The sequence below is a fragment of the Sphingobium sp. B11D3D genome (assembly GCF_025961755.1).
Taxonomy (GTDB): domain Bacteria; phylum Pseudomonadota; class Alphaproteobacteria; order Sphingomonadales; family Sphingomonadaceae; genus Sphingobium.
Map to the genome: position 1 here is coordinate 2,842,210 of NZ_JAOQOG010000001.1, position 16,266 is coordinate 2,858,475.

Here is a 16,266-nt window from a genome sequence, read left to right on the forward strand (position 1 = left end):
CTTCGTCCCCGCGCTCGCTCATGCCCCTGCCCCCGTTTCTGCCCCTGCTTTATCGCGAAGCGCGGCCACGGCGGCCGCAAAGGCATCGCCCCGCGCCTCGAAATCCCGGAACTGATCGAACGACGCGCAGGCCGGCGAAAGCAGGACGATATCGCCCGGCTGCGCATGCGCGGCAGCCTCGGCCACGGCCGTGACCATCAACTCGCATTCGGTGACGGGCACGGAGGCCTCACCCAGCAGACGGGCGAACAGCGGCCCGGCCTCGCCAATGGTGTAGCCCCGCGCGATGTTGGGGAAGCCCGCCGCGCACTCATCGAGCGAATCCGACTTGGCGAGACCGCCGAGAATCCAGTGGATGCGCGACCGTCCGTCGACCGGCGGCCAGGCAGCGAGCGCCGGCGCGGTCGAGGCGGCGTTGGTCGCCTTGCTGTCGTTGACGAACAGCACGCCGTCGATTTCGGCAACGCGCTGCATGCGGTGCGGCAGGCTGACATAGCTCGCCAGCGCCTGCGCCGTCGTCTCGGGCGCAATGCCCAGCGCCTCTGCCACGGCCTTGGCGACCGCGACATTCTGCGCATTGTGCGGCCCCTGCAAGGCGGGCCAGCGGGACTGGTCCTCGGCGGCAACCGACTGGGCCGTCACGGGCACGGTCTGCGGCAGAGCATCGGCGATGCGCCGCGTCACCGCGTCGTCCACCGCAATGATCGCCGGATGATCGGGCGACTGCATGGCAAAGAGGCGCTGCTTGGACGCGACATAGCCCTCAAAGCCATCATAGCGGTCGAGATGATCGGGCGTGATGTTGAGCAGCACCGCCACGTCGCAATCGAGACTGAAGGTCAGATCGATCTGATAGCTGGAAAGCTCCAGCACATAGACGCCGCCCTCCGGCAGCGGTGCCTGCGCGAGAATGGGCAGGCCGATATTCCCGCCCATGCGCGAGGGCAGGCCTGCGGTGCGCACGATATGATCTATCAGCGCCGTCGTGGTCGATTTGCCATTGGTGCCGGTGATGCCGACCACGCGATGCGCGGGCAGGCTCGACCGTGCCAGCGCGAAGAGTTCGATGTCCCCGATGATCGGCACGCCGGCGGCGCGTGCACGGCAGGTCACCGGATGGCGGTTGAGCGGCACACCGGGTGATACGACCAGCGCGTCCAGCCCGGCCAGATCCATCTCCATCGGATCGCCCAGCTCGGCCTTGTCCGCAACCAGTGCCCGCGCATCCTCGCGCTGGTCCCAGGCGATGACATGGGCACCGCTGGCCGCCAGGGCATCGACCGTGGCAAGACCGGAGCGGGCCAGCCCCAGAACGGCATAGCGCTTGCCGGCAAAGGCGGGGGAAACGATCATCGCAGCTTCAACGTCGCGAGACCGGCGAGCGCAAGCACGAAGGAGACGATCCAGAAGCGGATCACCACCGTGGATTCAGGCCAGCCAAGCTGCTCGAAATGATGATGGATGGGCGCCATGCGGAACACCCTTTTGCCGGTGCGCTTGTAGAAGAACACCTGAATGACGACCGACATCGCCTCCACCACGAAGATGCCGCCGATGACCGCCAGCACGATCTCGTGATGGGCCGCCACGGCGATCACGCCGATGGTGCCGCCCAGTGCGAGGCTGCCGGTATCACCCATGAACACCGCCGCCGGGGGCGCATTGAACCACAGGAAGGCAAGGCATGCCCCGACAATCGCGCCGCACAGGATCACCAGATCGCCCGCGCCCGGCACATGGGGAATGCCGAGATAGGACGCATAGTCGGCGCGGCCGACAAGATAGACGATCAGCATGAAGGCCATCGACGCCACGATCACCGGCATGGAGGCCAGCCCGTCCAGCCCGTCCGTGAGGTTCACCGCATTACCGAAGGCGACGATGACGAAGGCGCCGAACAGATAATAAAGCGGCCCAAGGTCCAGCGCGCCGCCGCTCCAGAAGGGCAGATACAGCAAGGTGCCGTTCTGGCTGACAATCAGCCAGGTGGCGAAACCGGCGATGCCGAATTCCGCCAGCAGGCGCGCCCGGGCGGAGAGGCCCTTGTGGCTCGCCTTGGTCACCTTGTCATAATCGTCCATGAACCCGATGGCGCCAAAGCCCAGCGTGACGATGAGGCAGGCCCAGATATAGACCGAGGTGACGTTCATCCACAGCAGCACGGCGCTCGCCATGGCGGTGAGGATCATCAACCCGCCCATGGTCGGCGTCCCGCGCTTGACGAAGTGCGTCTGCGGCCCATCCTCTCGGATCGGCTGCCCCTTGCCCTGGCGGACACGCAGCCAGCCGATGAAGCGGGGACCGATCACCAGCCCGATGATCAGCGCCGTCACGATCGCGGCGCCGGCCCGGAATGTGAGGTATCGGACCAGGTTGAAGATGCCTGGGAAATTCAGTTGTTCAGCGAGCCAATAAAGCATCAGGCCACCTCGCTTGCTGCGAGCTGTTCGACAAGTCGCGAAAGTCCGACACTGTTGGACCCCTTGACCAGCACCACATCGCCGCTTTTGACCGTTAAGCGTGCGAATTCAACGGCCTGATCGACATTTGCGACGTGCTCGACGGAAATTTCGCCGGCCAGAGCATCGGCGAGCGGTGCCATTTCCTCGCCGACCAGAAGCGCCACATCCACCTTCGCATCGCGAATGGCCTGCGCCAGCCCGGCGTGAAGCGGCGCGGACTGGTCGCCGAGTTCCTTCATCGCGCCCAATATCGCGATCCGCCGCTGCGCCCGCTCCTCGCCAAGCTGCGCCAAGGTGGCGGCCATGGAGGCGGGATTGGCATTATAGGCTTCATCGACGATCAAGGCCTCGCCACCGTCCGCGGTCGCGATGGGGCGGCGTGCGCCCCGGCCTGGCAGCCCGGTCATTTCCGCCAGCGCAAGGCCGGCTTGCGCCAGATCGCCACCGGCGGCCTCGACCACGGCCAGTACGCCCAGCGCATTGCTGACCCAGTGACGGCCCGGCATCCCGACCACCAGACTGAGGCGCGCCGCGCGGGTCTGCACGGTGATGCGGGTACCGGCAGCGCCCACGGACATTTCGTCGATCAGTCGGACATCCGCCCCGGCATCGCGCCCGAAGGTGACAACTTGCCCGGCGTGACGACGGGCGTGGTCTGTCAGCAGCGGCGCATGGGGCGAGTCGGCGGGGATAACCGCCGCGCCGCCTTCGACAAGGCCTTCGAATATCTCCGCCTTGGCCAGCGCGATCTTCTCTTCCGTGCCGAAATATTCGATGTGCGCGGGCGCAATCGTCGTGACGATGGCGACATGCGGGCGGACGAGCGCGGTCAGCGCGCGCAGCTCGCCCTCATGGTTCATGCCCATCTCGAACACGCCATAGCACGCCTCGCGCGGCATCCGCGCCAGCGAAAGCGGCACGCCGACATGATTATTGTAGCTCTTGAGCGAACGATGGGCGCCCCCCTGGCTCATCCGGTCAAACGCGGCGAACAGCGCTTCCTTGACGCCGGTCTTGCCGACCGACCCGGTGACGCCGATGATCTTTGCCGACGTCCGTTCGCGGGAGGCACGGCCAAGATCATCGAGGCCCTTCGCCGTGTCGGCGACGCGGACGCAAGGCCCCTCGACAGCCCGATCCACCAGCAGCCCTGCTGCGCCGGACGCCAGCGCCCCTGGAATATAGGCGTGACCATCCGCGCTCTCGCCATGCAGCGCGACGAAGAGATCGCCGGTCGCGACCTCCCGGCTATCGAACGCGACGCCGCCCACCGCGAAGGCCGTGGAGGCTGTCCCGCCAGTCGCTGCGGCGATCTCGTCGGAGGTCCACAAGCTCATGCAGCGCATTCCCGCGCCACGGTGACATCGTCGAACGGCAGCACGCGGTCGCCGATGATCTGACCCTGCTCATGCCCCTTGCCGGCCAGCAGCACGATATCGTCCGGCCCCGCCTCGGCAATGGCGGCAGCGATGGCAGCCCGTCGCCCGCCAATCTCCCGCGCGCCCGGCGCGCCGGCCATGATCGCGGCGCGGATCACCTGCGGGTCTTCCCCGCGCGGATTGTCATCGGTGACGATCACGACATCGCTGAGGTCGCTGGCAACGCCGCCCATCAGCGGGCGCTTGCCGGCATCGCGATCCCCGCCGGCGCCGAACACGGTGATGAGCCGGCCGCGCACATGCGGGCGCAGCGCTTCGATGGCCGCCCGCAGCCCGTCGGGCGTATGGGCATAATCGACATAAACCGGCGCACCGGCAGTGGTGATGACGGCGCGTTCCAGCCGACCGCGCACCGGCTGCACGCGCGAGAGCAATCCCAGCACCGTCTTCAGCGCGCCGCCGGTTGCGAGGACCAGTCCGGCGGAAACCAGCGCATTGGCGGCCTGATAGGCGCCGATGAGCGGCAGATCGACCTTGTGCGTGGCGCCCTCCGCCTCGATCATAAGCGTCTGCCCGAGATGCATCGGCGTTTGCGTGACCAGCCGCAGCGTCTCGCCGGCCGAACCGACGGTCATCAACTGCAAGCCCCGGCGACGCACATGCTCGATCACTTCGGCAGAGCGTTCGTCATCGGCCCAAATGACAGCGACGCCATCATCCGCGACAACCTCGTCGAACAGCCGCATCTTGGCCGCGAAATACATGTCCATGGTGCCGTGATAATCGAGATGATCGCGGCTCAGATTGGTGAAGGCGCCCGCCGCAACGCGCGGGCCCTCGGCGCGATATTGGGCCAGCCCATGGCTCGACGCCTCATAGGCGACATGGTCGATGCCTTCCTTGGCGAGCCCGGCGAGATTGGAGAGAAAGGTCACCACGTCCGGGGTCGTGAGGCCGGTCGAAACCTGATCCACGGCGGTCGTCACGCCCAGCGTGCCGATGGACGCGGCGCCATGACCCATCATGCGCCAGAGCTGCCGGGTCAGCTCGACCGTCGAGGTCTTGCCATTGGTGCCGGTGACCGCGACCAGCGTCTGCGGATAGGGCGCATAATAGCGCGCCGCGAGGCTCGCAAACAGGCGACGGGGTTCCTCGGCGGCAATGTGGGGGACGCCGGCCACGCGCGCATCCGGCGCCGCGACGACAGCCACGGCGCCCGCAGCGATGGCGGCGTCGATGAAGTCCTCGCCGTTCACCCGCGCGCCGCGAAACGCCCCGAATACGGCGCCGGGCGCCACTTTGCGATGGTCCAGCGCGAAGCCGCTCACCTCGGCGTCCTTGGCCGGATCAATCGAATCGGGCACGAGCGTGGAAAGGCGCATCATTCGGCCACCTCTTCGTCTTTGACCAACGGGGTCAGCTCAGAAATGTCGACGTCGCGGAACGCCTCGGGATAGACGCCCAGCAGCGGCGCGGCGCGCGACACGAAGGACTTCACCACCGGGGCGGCCGTATAAGCGGCCGTGCGTATGCCCGGGTAGCGGGCACTGCCCTGCGGCTCGTCCATCATCACGATGACGACGTAGCGCGGCGCTTCCATCGGGAAAGCCGCAGCGAAGGTGGAGACCAGCGAGCGACGGGCATAGCCGCCGTCCTTGGGCTTCTCGGCCGTGCCTGTCTTGCCGCCGACGCGATAGCCTTCGGCATCCGCATTGCGCCCGGTGCCGGTCTGCACGATCATCCGCAGCAACTGGCGCATCTTCGCGCTGGTCTGCTCGGAGAACACCCGGCGGGCGGCCACTTGTTCATTCGGCTTGCGCTTGAGAACGGTGGTGGGGTGCCAGATGCCGCCATTCACCAGCGCGGCATATGCGCTCGCCAGATGCATCGGCGTCACGGCGATGCCGTGGCCATAGGCCGTCGTCATGATCGTCGTGCGATACCAGCGCGACGGGAACAGCGTGCCGGCCTGTTCGCGCAGCTCCACGGTGGCCGGACGGTCGAACTCAAGCGAGCGATAGGCCGCCTCAAGCGGCTTTTGCCCCATTTCATCGGCGATGCGGGCCGTGACAATGTTGCTGGAGTGCACCAGCGCCTCCGGCACCGTCAGCCAGCGGCCCAGTGGGTGGTCATCCTTGATGGTGAACCGCCCGACCGGCAGCGGCGCCGTGGCATCATAGCGCTTGCTCATGCTGACGATGACGCCCGCATCCATGGCGATGGCAAAAGACAGCGGCTTGAACGTCGAGCCGAGCTCATAGCGCGCCTGAACCACGCGATTGCAGCGCGGCGACATGTCGCAGGTGATCTGGCCCCGGCGCATTTGGCCGTCCGGGCCCATCACCATCGGCGCCTCGACCGGCACCAGGCGGTTGGGATTGAACGTGGGCAGAGACGCCATCGCGATCACTTCGCCATTGCGCGAATCCAGCACGATGCCAACGGCGCCCTTGGCGCTCTGCTCCGCCATGCCGAGCGAAAGTTCTTCCTCCAGCGCGGCCTGAACGCGGCTATCGATGGAGAGCTGCAGCGGCTGCCCGCGCGTCTTTTCGTCAGTCAGCCGGTCATCAAACGCGCGCTCGACGCCCATGGCACCGAACCCATCCCGATTGACGAAACCGATAAGGTGCGCGGCCAGCGTGCGCTGCGGATACAGCCGCTCCGCCTCACGCGGAAACTCGATGCCGATCTCGCCCAGGGCATTCACAGCGGCGACGTCGCGCGGGACGGCGCGGGTGCGGAGGTAGTTCCACTGCCCGCCCGAGGTCAGCTTGGCGTAGAAATCCGCTTCAGACTGATCGGGGAAGATCGCGTGGAGCTTTTTGGCCAGATCGCGCGGATCGCCGAGCAGGCGGTCGCGGCGCACGGCAATGGCGTAGCCGTCAATATCGCGCGCCAGCGGCACGCCATTGCGGTCGACAATGTCAGCGCGACCGGGAATCGGGATGGGGCTGGCCATGCGCTCCGCCTGGGTGCCGGCGTCGATACCCATCCAGACCATTTTCGCCGCCATCACCATTGTGATCGCGGCGAAAATAAGCAGGAGGAGCATGATCCGGCCGTGGGCCACCGTGACCAGATCTGTCGGCTTCCGGGTCTCGGAACGCGGCTCCGGCCGCGCCAAAATGGTGGCCATCAGGGCACCATGGCTTCACTTAGAGCCGGGCCGCCGAGCAGCTTCTTGTCGAGCAGGGCCAGCCGGGCTGCCTTGCGGGAGGCCGGATCGGGCTCGACAGTGCGGCGCGCCGCAGCCTCTGCCGGCGCGCGCATTGCCGGCTTCGCCTTAACCTCCGCCACGGGCGGCCGGGGCTCGGCAGCCGAGGCGGTGCGAATGAACGCGAATTCCGAAGCGACATCGGCACCGCTGCGCGCTGCCGGCTTTTCGGGCGCTGCCGCGACCGGCGCAGGCGGGGTGTTCTGGGCCATCGCGGTCATGACGGGCGGCGGGCTGTAGCCGCCGGTCACCGGCGCCATGCGGTCCAGATTGGCGAGCGCGCGCTCATTGGGCAGATATTGCGCAGGCGCCGGCACATACAGGCGCAGGTCGCTGGTGTTCCAGGCGTGGAGCTGACGCATGGTTGCCCGCGCGCCGAATTCCGCCTCAAGATAGCGGATGTCGGCGCGGGTCCAGCGGATCTGGTCGATCGTATGCCGCACCGCGTTCCGCTCCGTCGCCACCTGCAGGCTGATCAGATAGGCGGCGAGCGCCCCCATGGCGACCACGAGAATCCACATGATGCTTTGCAAGCGCTTGATGGCGATCATGATCGTGCTCCCACAGATTGGTGCATGGCAGGGGCTTCAGTTCGGATGGCGCTACGCAGGGTTGCGGAGCGCGCACGGGGGTTGGACTTGAGCTCGGCATCGCCGGGGCGAACAGCGCGCGCGGGCTTCTGGAAGGTCGGCCGCACGGCGGATTTGACCTCCGGCCGGTGGCGCGAGCCGGCACCCTCCTGCCCGCTGCGCGTGCGGAGAAAATTCTTCACGATGCGATCTTCCAGGCTGTGGAAGGTCACCACCGCCAGCCGGCCACCCGGGCGCAACACGGCCTCGGCGGCATCCAGACCGCGCTCCAGCGCATCCAACTCACCATTGAGGTGAATGCGGATCGCCTGGAAGGTCCGCGTCGCCGGATCGGTCTTGTCGCCGGGCCGCTTGCCGAGCGCCTTGTGGACCGCGCCGACGAGATCGCCGATGGTCGCCAGCGGGCGCGCCGCCACGACGGCACGCGCGACACGGCGCGACTGCCGCTCCTCGCCATAATGATAGAGGATGTCGGCCAGCTCGGTCTCATCGACGCGATTGAGAAATTCGGCTGCCGTTTCGCCGGACTGGCTCATCCGCATATCCAGAGGGGCGTCCGGAAAGCGGAACGAGAAGCCGCGCCGCTCGCGATCGAGCTGCATGGAGGAGACGCCGATATCCAGCGTCACGCCATCCACGCTGTCGACACCGGCCTCAGCCAGCAGCCGTTCCATCTGCGCGAAATTGCCGGCGAGCAGCGTAATCGCGCCCTCACTGGCTGCGACGACCGCCTGCCCTTCGGCAATGGCGTCAGGATCCTGATCGATCGCGAAGACCCGCGCGCCGCGCGCGGCCATGGCGCGGCTGTACCCGCCGGCACCGAATGTGCCGTCGACATGACGCTCGCCAGGGGCAATGGCAAGCGCGTCCAGCACTTCGTCGAGCAGCACGGGGCGGTGCGGCTCGGCCGGCGGGTTCGCAAGGGAAGCCGCGCTCATCAGCGCTCCTCCCGTTTGGCCTTGAGCTCATCGAGGAAAGTTTCGCATTCCTCGATGGCAAGCAGGTTCGCCGAATTCTCGGCGAGGAAGCGCTCGGGGCTCCAAAGCTGGACGAGGCGGCCGCCCCCCACAATGAAGAGCGCGTCGGTGATGCCGTACAACCGCCGAAAAGCCGGCGGCAGGGTGAACCTGCCGCCGGAGTCGATGGTAACGGTCTTGATGGTGCTCCAGAAGTTCGCGTCCGCCATTTCCGCGTCGAAATCCTCGCCACGGGTCATGGCGATGCGGGCGGCCTCGTCGAACTTGTTCTGAAAGAAATCGAGCTGTTTGCTGCCGAAAAGCGACACATATTTGCGGGTGGGGTCGGCCCTAACAAGCATGGTGCCGGGCTGGGTGCTGTGCTCGTTCAGGACGGAGCGGAACGACATCGGCAGCGCGAAGCGCCCCTTGCCGTCCAGGGCACTGGCCCCGTTCCCCATGAAATAAGCCGATGACACCCCAACGAACTCCCTGCGCGGGGCACAGGCCTTCCCGCTCCGGAAAGCACCAAGCTGACCGGTTGATAGACTCGCGAAGATACGAGTGCCCCTAGGCCTGCGGTATTAGCAGTCCGCCCCCGGGGAGAAAAGGGAGAATCTTGGATAAAGTGGGAAATGATGGGAAAATCTTGGGCAGATTAGGGAGAAATGCCCTCCGTTTTTCTTATGTTCTCATTATGGCCCGTATTTGTCCGAAACATGGGCTGGGAATAGCGGGGATTGCGCACCACCAGGGCCAGCAGGAGGGAAAGGACAAGCGCAGCGGCCAGCGCGAAGCGGAGACCCCGCACCAGAGCGGCCTCGTCCTTCACCCAACTCGTGAAAGTGCCGGTCGAGAGCGGCTCGTTGCGCAGCCACGCGGCGAGAACGTCCGGCGCATCGCTGGTGCGCAGCGCGCGGTCGGCATCCTGCGAGGCCAGCGTCCAGAGGCGGTCATCGATCCAGTCCGCATCCGCCACCAGCAACGCCTGCCCCCTGCCCAATCGGCAGGTCGCGAGGAATCCCTGCTCGGCGGGCGTGCAGCCGGCCGTCGGCTCGCGCACCACGAAGCGCGAGGCGCCTGCCACCTGCAGCAAGGCGCCTGACGCCAGGCTCCGCCGATCCGACGCCTCGCCCCCATGGCCGTCGCCATGGGATTGCGCGCTGAATTCCGCAGCCTCCAGCCGCACGCCCCAATGGGCCAGCAGCGGATCGAGCAGACTCGTGAGCGGCGGCCGCCCAGGATGGACGAGCGGGCGCGGGTCCGGCCAGAGCAATAACGGATCGGCCAGCACCACCGCGCGTCCACCCGCGCGCACCCAGCGGTCCAGCGCGACCAGTTCTTCCGGCGCCATCGCGCGCGGCTGGGCCAGCAGCACGGCCTCGTGCCCGACAAGGCTCTGGTCATTGAGCGCATCCAGAGGGTGCAGGGCGACATGGAGGTCCAGCGCGCGCAGCAGGGGCGAGCGCAGGCCGATCGACTGCATGGCCGGCAATCCGTGAACGGCGCCCATGGCGACATCATGCAAGGGCAAGGCCGAGAACAAAGCGACGCTGGGCCGATCCCCGGCCGTGGCAGATTGGGAAGCCTTGCGCATGGCCGGCACGGCCCAATTCGCGACAAGCACAGCCCCCGCGCACAACGCCAGCGCGGAACCCAGCCTTACCCGGCGGGAACGTCCTGCGACCAAGGCCCACAGACTGCCGACGAGGGCCAATCCCGCCGCGAGCGCGATCATGCCGGCCCAGGGCAGACGGACGGACGCCAACCCGATCAGGCACAGCGGTGGCAGCAGGACGACGACCCACAGAGCCGCAACCGTCGGCCAGCGCAGCCTCGCAGGAGCAGCCTCGGCGCGGTCCCCCTGCCCGGAGCGGACCGCGCGGGTCAGCAAGATGGCGCCCAGAATGATCCCCGCCGTGCCCGGCCACAGCCAATCGAGCGGATCGAGCCGTCCGGTCCGCAGGCTGGTGCCGGTCAGCCCGAGCAGAAGCGACAGGATGGCAGGGGCAAGCGTCGCCGCCAGCAGCAAGGCAGTGCGGGGCATCGCGGCAACCGGGCGACGGCTCAGGGCGTCTGCTGCTGGGCGGGGCGCTGCGATTGGGCCTGATCGCGGTCCTGATCCATGCGCTGACGCAATTGCGGATCGGGCTCCAGATCGGGCACGGGCGATGGCAGGATGGGCGCGGCGCTGTCCGATGTGGTCGGGGTGACGCCCAGATCCGCCAGCGGCTCGTTGTTGGTCGGTGCCGGGGTGCCGGTCGTATTGGCGCCACCGGTCTGTGCGGCAGCGGACGACGCATCGCTCGACATGGTCGCGGTATCGCTCGTCCCATCCTGACGGACGGCATCGACGATCAGGTTCGCCAGCGTAACGACCAGCAGCACCGCGGCCAGCCCCACCAGGCCGATCTGCACGCGCTGCAATTCTTCACGATGGGCGCGAACGTCGCTTTTGCGGCTCACCGCTTCCCGTTCAGGCCGACTGTCCGCCATCCTTGCGCTCCCTAGTCCGCCAACCATGGAAAAGGCGTCAATCCCTTGGAAACCAGCCAGTCCCGATTGTAAAGCGTGGAAAGATAGCGAAGGCCCGTGTCGCACAGGATGGTGACGATGCGGCTGCCCGGCCCAAGTTTGCGGCCCAGTGCAACGGCGCCCGCCACGTTGATGCCGGTGGAAAGGCCAACGCACAGCCCCTCGCCCATCAGCTTCTCGACCCACATCATGCCCTCTTCATCGGACATGCGGAACTGCGTGTCGATCGGCGCACCTTCGAGATTGGCGGTGATGCGCCCCTGCCCGATCCCCTCGGCGACCGACGAGCCTTCCGCCTTCAGCTCGCCATGGGCGTAATAATTGTACAGTGCCGCGCCATAAGGGTCGGTCAGCGCAATGGTGATCGCCTCGCTCTTCTGCTTGAGGCCGAGGCCGACGCCCGCAAGCGTGCCGCCCGTCCCTGCCGCGCAGGTGAAGCCGTCGATCCGCCCTTCCATCTGCGCCCAAATTTCCTCGGACGTGCCTACGATATGGGCCTTGCGATTGGCGATATTGTCGAACTGATTGGCCCAGATCGCGTTCGGCGTTTCCTCGGCGAGACGGCGCGAGGTGTGCACGAAGTGACCGGGATTGGCATAAGGCGCGGCGGGGACGAGCACCAGCTCGGCACCGAGCGCGCGCAACGTGTCCATCTTCTCGCGGCTCTGCGTCTCGGGCATGACGATGATCGTGCGATAGCCCTTGGCATTGGCGACCAGCGCGAGGCCGATGCCAGTGTTGCCGGCCGTCCCTTCGACGATGGTGCCGCCGGGCTGCAGCAGGCCTTTTTCCTCGGCATCTTCCACGATGAACAGGGCAGCGCGGTCCTTGACCGAGGCGCCGGGGTTCATGAACTCGCATTTGCCGTAGATTTCGGCGCCGCTGGCCTCGGAGGGACCGGCCAGCCGGACAAGAGGCGTATTACCGATGAGGGAGATCGTATTGGGATGGACGGTCATAGCGACTGACTAGGACGACGAAGCGCGCTGAGCAAGGCAGGAGATTGCATGGCCGCCGCAAGCCCAGCTTGTCCCGCAGCGCTGCCGGAACGCGCTTATTCGGACCGGACGAGCGCCTGCTCGTCTTCGCCCTGTTCGCGGGCCGCGCGCCGATCCGTAAACCAGATGAAAATCAGCGTCATTTCGTAGAGGATGATGAGCGGAATGGCGAGCATGAGCTGCGAAACCACATCGGGCGGCGTGAGAACCGCCGCCACAGCCACCGCACCGACGATGAAATAGCGCCGCGCACCCACCAATTGCGCGCGCGAGACGATGCCGGCGCGATTGAGCAGCATCACCAGCACCGGCAGAAGAAAGCTGATGCCGAAGGCCAGGATGAACTGCATGACGAGGCTGAGATAGCTGTCCACGCTGGGCAGCGCTTCCAGCTGCATCCCGCCCGCATCGCCCTGAAAGCGCAGGAAGAAGTGAAATGCGGTCGGCATCACCAGATAATAAGCAAAGGCCGCGCCGCCGACGAACAGGATGGGCGTTGCCAGCAGGAAGGGCAGCAGCGCCCGCTTTTCCTTGGCATAAAGGCCCGGCGCGATGAACGCCCAGAGTTGGTTGGCGGTGATCGGGAAGGAGATGAAGAAGGCGCCGAACATGGCGACCTTCAATTCCACGAAGAACGCCTCATAAAGCTTGGTGTAAACGAGCTTTCCGACCGTGTTGCCAAAGCCCTGCTTGAGCGGCTCCACGAGAAAACCGAGAATGTCGCCCGCAAAATAATAGCAGACCGCGCCGGAAATGAAGAGCGCGGCGACGCAGCGCAACAGGCGCTTTCTCAGCTCGATGAGATGATCGAGCAGGGGCGCCTTGGTATCGTCAATGTCCTTCATGCGGTACGCGGTCCGTTCGGCTCGTCGGAGGTGCCAAGCGGCAGGCTGGACTGCGCCATGCTCTCGCTGGCGGGCGCGTCGGGCTTGTGCGCCGGGCCGGCATCCTCGACCGTCTCGCCGGGATGCGGCGGCGCGTCATCGGCGGCGACCTTGTCGTCGCGATCTCCTAGCAATTCCGGCGCGCTATGATCCTGCAGGGCGGGTGCGCTCGCCGGATCGCTGAACTCCGTATTGCGGGTTTCGTCCATGATCTTCTGGTTTTGCTTGGCCCACTGCTTTTGCAGCTCCTCAAGCTCGGCTTCGCGCACCATGGCGTCGATGCCGCTGCGGAAATGGCGCGCCATGCCGCGCGCCTTCCCGACGATCTGACCGAATTTATAGAGCGCGCGCGGCAAATCCTTGGGGCCGATCACGAGGACCGCCACCACCGCGATCAGCAGCAGCTCTGTGGACGCAATGTCAAACATGCCAGGTTGGCCTGATCAGACCGCCCGGATCAGCTTTCGAGCTTCTGCTCTTCGCGCGTCGCGCTGCTCTCGCCGGCTGCGGACTGGCGATCGATGCGCTGCGCAGGCTTCGCCGCGCTCGCCGTATCGCCGTCATCATCCGCAAGGCCCTTCTTGAAGCTCTTAATACCCTTGGCGACATCGCCCATCAGGCTGGAGATGCGTCCGCCGCCGAACAGCAGCACGATCACCAGCACCAGTACGACCCAGTGAATCGGGGAACCGAAACCCATCAGAAATCTCCTGTGAATGCGCCCTAACTAAGCCCTGCGGGTCCATAGCGCAATGGCCATCCCGGCATCAGCCCTTGCCTCATCGAATAAGGCGATCAGTCCTCATCTTCTTCATCTTGTGGGTCATTTTCAAGACTCCCCTGCAAATCCAGCGATTCCATCGCCAGATCGACCGGATCGAGCAGGCCGGCAGCCCGCAGATCGTCGATCCCGGGCAGATCGCGCCGACTGGAGAGGCCGAAGTGGCTGAGAAAATCAGGGGTCGTCGCATAAGTGAGCGGCCGTCCCGGCACCTCTCGCCGCCCCGCCGGGCGCACCCAGCCCGCCTCCATCAGCACGTCCAGCGTCCCCTTGCCGACCTGCACGCCGCGAATCGCCTCAATCTCCGCGCGGCTGACCGGTTCGTGATAAGCGATGATCGCCAGCGTCTCCACCGCCGCCCGGCTGAGCTTGCGCGGCTCCTCCCGCTCGCGGCGCAGGATATGGCTGAGATCAGCCGCCGTCTGGAAATGCCAGCGCCCGCCCCGCTCGACCAGTTCGATCCCGCGACCGGCATAATGCGCGGCCAGTGCCGACAGGCAGCCCCGGATATCGCCGTCCAGCCCGCTATGCCGCTGGATCTCGGCGACCGTCAGCGGCGCCTCGGCCGCGAACAGCACGGCTTCCACGAGACGTTCCATCTCGCTCGCAGCATGGGACTCCGGCGCGCTCATGACGGCACCGCCGGCGCGCGCAGATACAGCGGCGCGAACGTCTCTTCCTGCCGCAGTTCCACGCGACCCAGCCGCGCAAGCTCCAGCGCCGCCACGAAACTGCTGGCCAGGGCCGAGCGGCGCAGTTGCGGATCGGCGGTTTCGGGCAGGAACCGACCCAGCTCCGCCCAGTCCAGCTCCATGCCGATCAGGCGCGACACCCGCTCGATGGCTTCATCCAGCGTCATCACCGGCCGGCGATGGACGATGTGGATGCGCGGCGCCGTCCGCGCCTTCACCTGCCCATAGGCCTGAATGATGTCGAACAGGCTGGCCTGCCACACGATTGCGCGGGGCCGATGCAGCCCTTCCGGCGATGCGCGGGGGAAGACGTCCCGGCCCAGGCGATCCCGCGCCATCAGACGTGCGCCCGCCTCGCGCATCGCCTCCAGCCGCTGCAGCCGCAGATGCAGGCGCAGCGCCAGTTCTTCCGGCGAGGGCTCGGGCTGCGCTTCCTTGGGCAGCAGCAGCCCGGATTTGAGATAGGCGAGCCACGCCGCCATCACCAGATAATCGGCGGCCAATTCCAGCCGCAGTTCCGCCGCTTCCTCGATGAAGCGCAGATATTGCTCGACAAGGGCGAGGATGGAAATCTCGCGCAGATCCACCTTCTGCGTCCGCGCCAGCGCCAGCAACAGATCGAGCGGCCCCTCCCAGCTTTCCACGGAGACGGTGAGGATGGCATCGCCCGGCAGGCGGCGGACAGGCTCCATCCACTCGCCATCGAACAGCCCGGTCGGCGCCTTATCGGCAGGCTGGACGGGCGAGCTGGCGCTCATGCCGGCGCGAGGGCCAAGAGCGCGTCGCGCGTGGCCAGCGCCTTCTCGCCCGGCCAGGCCGGATCGGCCCCGGCGGCGATGCTCGCCATCGCCCGGTCCAGCCGCTCACGCGCCGCATCGGAGATGTCAGGCAAGCGCGCGGCGATGGCCGTCATCTCGTCCATCCGCCCCCAGCAGTTGAGCGCGAGATCGCAACCGGCCGCGACCACCGCTTCGGCCAGTTCATCCGCCGGACCGTTCAGCGCCTTCATGTCGAGATCGTCGGACATCAGCAGGCCATCAAAGCCAATGGCGCCGCGAATAATCTCGCGAATCACATAAGGCGACAGGCTGGCTGGCCGATCCGCATCCCAGGCGGTGTAGACGATATGCGCGGTCATGCCCGCCGGGGCGTGACGCAGCGCCCGGAATGGCGCGAGGTCGCGCTCCATCTCGTCGACGCTGGCCGAGACCGTGGGCAAAGCGAGGTGGCTGTCGACCAGCGCGCGGCCATGGCCCGGCATATGCTTGACGATGCCGGCGACGCCGCCGTCCCTCAGCCCCTCCAGCGTTGCCCGGCCCAGCGCCGCGACGCGCATCGGCTCAGCGCCGAAGGACCGATCCCCAACAATGTCGCTCGCGCCGGGATAGCGCAGATCGAGCACAGGGGCGGCATTGGCGGTGATGCCGACATCCGAGAGCATGGCACCCAGCAGACGCGCATTGCAGCGCGCGGCTTCCATGGCGCTGGAGGGCGCGACATCATAAAGGGCATCGAAGCGTGCGGCGGGGGGACAGTCCGGCCAGTGCGGCGGGCGCATGCGCGCGACGCGGCCGCCTTCCTGATCGATCATGATGTACAAATCGTCCCGCCCGGCGATCTCGCGCAGCTCGTCGGTCAGCGCGCGCATCTGCGCGGGGTCGACGATGTTGCGGCCGAACAGGATATAGCCTGCCGGGTCGCAAGCGCGGAACAGCGCCCGCTCTTCCGCGCTGACGCGCTCGCCGGCAAGGCCGAAGATGACCGGCTTCATCGCG

The 16,266-nt window shown here is 66.7% G+C and carries 17 protein-coding genes; all 17 read right to left on the minus strand.

Going from position 1 to position 16,266, the window contains the following annotated elements; translation table 11 throughout:
* Positions 1-18: 18 nt before the first annotated feature.
* The 17 genes from murD to nagZ all read right to left on the minus strand — a co-directional run bounded on the left by murD (position 19) and on the right by nagZ (position 16,262).
* Positions 19-1,353 carry a UDP-N-acetylmuramoyl-L-alanine--D-glutamate ligase gene (gene murD, locus M2334_RS13455; RefSeq protein ID WP_264595020.1) on the minus strand — a complete coding sequence of 445 codons (1,335 nt, stop codon included), beginning with the start codon at positions 1,351-1,353 and terminating at the stop codon, positions 19-21.
* Positions 1,350-2,420, minus strand: coding sequence for a phospho-N-acetylmuramoyl-pentapeptide-transferase (mraY, locus tag M2334_RS13460; protein ID WP_264605688.1), 1,071 nt, complete (start codon positions 2,418-2,420; stop codon positions 1,350-1,352). The genes murD and mraY overlap by 4 nt, the downstream gene beginning before the upstream one ends.
* Positions 2,420-3,799, minus strand: coding sequence for a UDP-N-acetylmuramoyl-tripeptide--D-alanyl-D-alanine ligase (locus M2334_RS13465; protein ID WP_264605689.1), 1,380 nt, complete (start codon positions 3,797-3,799; stop codon positions 2,420-2,422). The genes mraY and M2334_RS13465 overlap by 1 nt, the downstream gene beginning before the upstream one ends.
* The gene (locus M2334_RS13470; RefSeq protein WP_413716461.1) at positions 3,796-5,223 is read right to left on the minus strand and encodes a UDP-N-acetylmuramoyl-L-alanyl-D-glutamate--2,6-diaminopimelate ligase; all 1,428 of its coding nucleotides are present in this window, start codon (positions 5,221-5,223) and stop codon (positions 3,796-3,798) included. Before M2334_RS13470 ends, M2334_RS13465 begins: the two co-directional genes overlap by 4 nt.
* Positions 5,223-6,977, minus strand: coding sequence for a peptidoglycan D,D-transpeptidase FtsI family protein (locus tag M2334_RS13475; RefSeq protein WP_181558859.1), 1,755 nt, complete (start codon positions 6,975-6,977; stop codon positions 5,223-5,225). Before M2334_RS13475 ends, M2334_RS13470 begins: the two co-directional genes overlap by 1 nt.
* The gene (locus tag M2334_RS13480) at positions 6,977-7,606 is read right to left on the minus strand and encodes a colicin transporter (protein ID WP_264605691.1); all 630 of its coding nucleotides are present in this window, start codon (positions 7,604-7,606) and stop codon (positions 6,977-6,979) included. The genes M2334_RS13475 and M2334_RS13480 overlap by 1 nt, the downstream gene beginning before the upstream one ends.
* Positions 7,603-8,583 carry a 16S rRNA (cytosine(1402)-N(4))-methyltransferase RsmH gene (rsmH, locus tag M2334_RS13485; RefSeq protein WP_181558857.1) on the minus strand — a complete coding sequence of 327 codons (981 nt, stop codon included), beginning with the start codon at positions 8,581-8,583 and terminating at the stop codon, positions 7,603-7,605. The genes M2334_RS13480 and rsmH overlap by 4 nt, the downstream gene beginning before the upstream one ends.
* Positions 8,583-9,080, minus strand: coding sequence for a division/cell wall cluster transcriptional repressor MraZ (locus M2334_RS13490; protein ID WP_181558856.1), 498 nt, complete (start codon positions 9,078-9,080; stop codon positions 8,583-8,585). Before M2334_RS13490 ends, rsmH begins: the two co-directional genes overlap by 1 nt.
* A gap of 179 nt (positions 9,081-9,259) precedes the next feature.
* Positions 9,260-10,648, minus strand: coding sequence for a GldG family protein (locus tag M2334_RS13495; protein WP_264605692.1), 1,389 nt, complete (start codon positions 10,646-10,648; stop codon positions 9,260-9,262).
* Positions 10,649-10,668: 20 nt separating this feature from the next.
* Positions 10,669-11,097 carry a hypothetical protein gene (locus tag M2334_RS13500; RefSeq protein ID WP_264572193.1) on the minus strand — a complete coding sequence of 143 codons (429 nt, stop codon included), beginning with the start codon at positions 11,095-11,097 and terminating at the stop codon, positions 10,669-10,671.
* A gap of 11 nt (positions 11,098-11,108) precedes the next feature.
* The gene (locus M2334_RS13505; RefSeq protein WP_264572192.1) at positions 11,109-12,095 is read right to left on the minus strand and encodes a cysteine synthase A; all 987 of its coding nucleotides are present in this window, start codon (positions 12,093-12,095) and stop codon (positions 11,109-11,111) included.
* A 95-nt stretch (positions 12,096-12,190) separates the two neighbouring features.
* Positions 12,191-12,979 (minus strand): twin-arginine translocase subunit TatC, encoded by a 789-nt coding sequence (tatC, locus tag M2334_RS13510; RefSeq protein WP_264574577.1) that lies wholly within the window; start codon positions 12,977-12,979, stop codon positions 12,191-12,193.
* Entirely contained in the window at positions 12,976-13,446 is a 471-nt protein-coding gene (gene tatB / locus M2334_RS13515) for a Sec-independent protein translocase protein TatB (protein WP_264595028.1), read from the minus strand. Before tatB ends, tatC begins: the two co-directional genes overlap by 4 nt.
* A 29-nt stretch (positions 13,447-13,475) precedes the next feature.
* Positions 13,476-13,718, minus strand: a complete 243-nt coding sequence (locus M2334_RS13520) for a twin-arginine translocase TatA/TatE family subunit (RefSeq protein WP_181558851.1) — start codon at positions 13,716-13,718, stop codon at positions 13,476-13,478.
* A gap of 95 nt (positions 13,719-13,813) precedes the next feature.
* On the minus strand, positions 13,814-14,431 hold the full coding sequence (gene scpB / locus M2334_RS13525) for an SMC-Scp complex subunit ScpB (protein WP_264595029.1): 618 nt from the start codon (positions 14,429-14,431) through the stop codon (positions 13,814-13,816).
* On the minus strand, positions 14,428-15,183 hold the full coding sequence (locus M2334_RS13530) for a segregation and condensation protein A (RefSeq protein ID WP_264585986.1): 756 nt from the start codon (positions 15,181-15,183) through the stop codon (positions 14,428-14,430). The genes scpB and M2334_RS13530 overlap by 4 nt, the downstream gene beginning before the upstream one ends.
* A gap of 62 nt (positions 15,184-15,245) precedes the next feature.
* On the minus strand, positions 15,246-16,262 hold the full coding sequence (gene nagZ, locus M2334_RS13535) for a beta-N-acetylhexosaminidase (protein ID WP_264595030.1): 1,017 nt from the start codon (positions 16,260-16,262) through the stop codon (positions 15,246-15,248).
* Between the last annotated feature and the right edge of the window lie 4 nt (positions 16,263-16,266).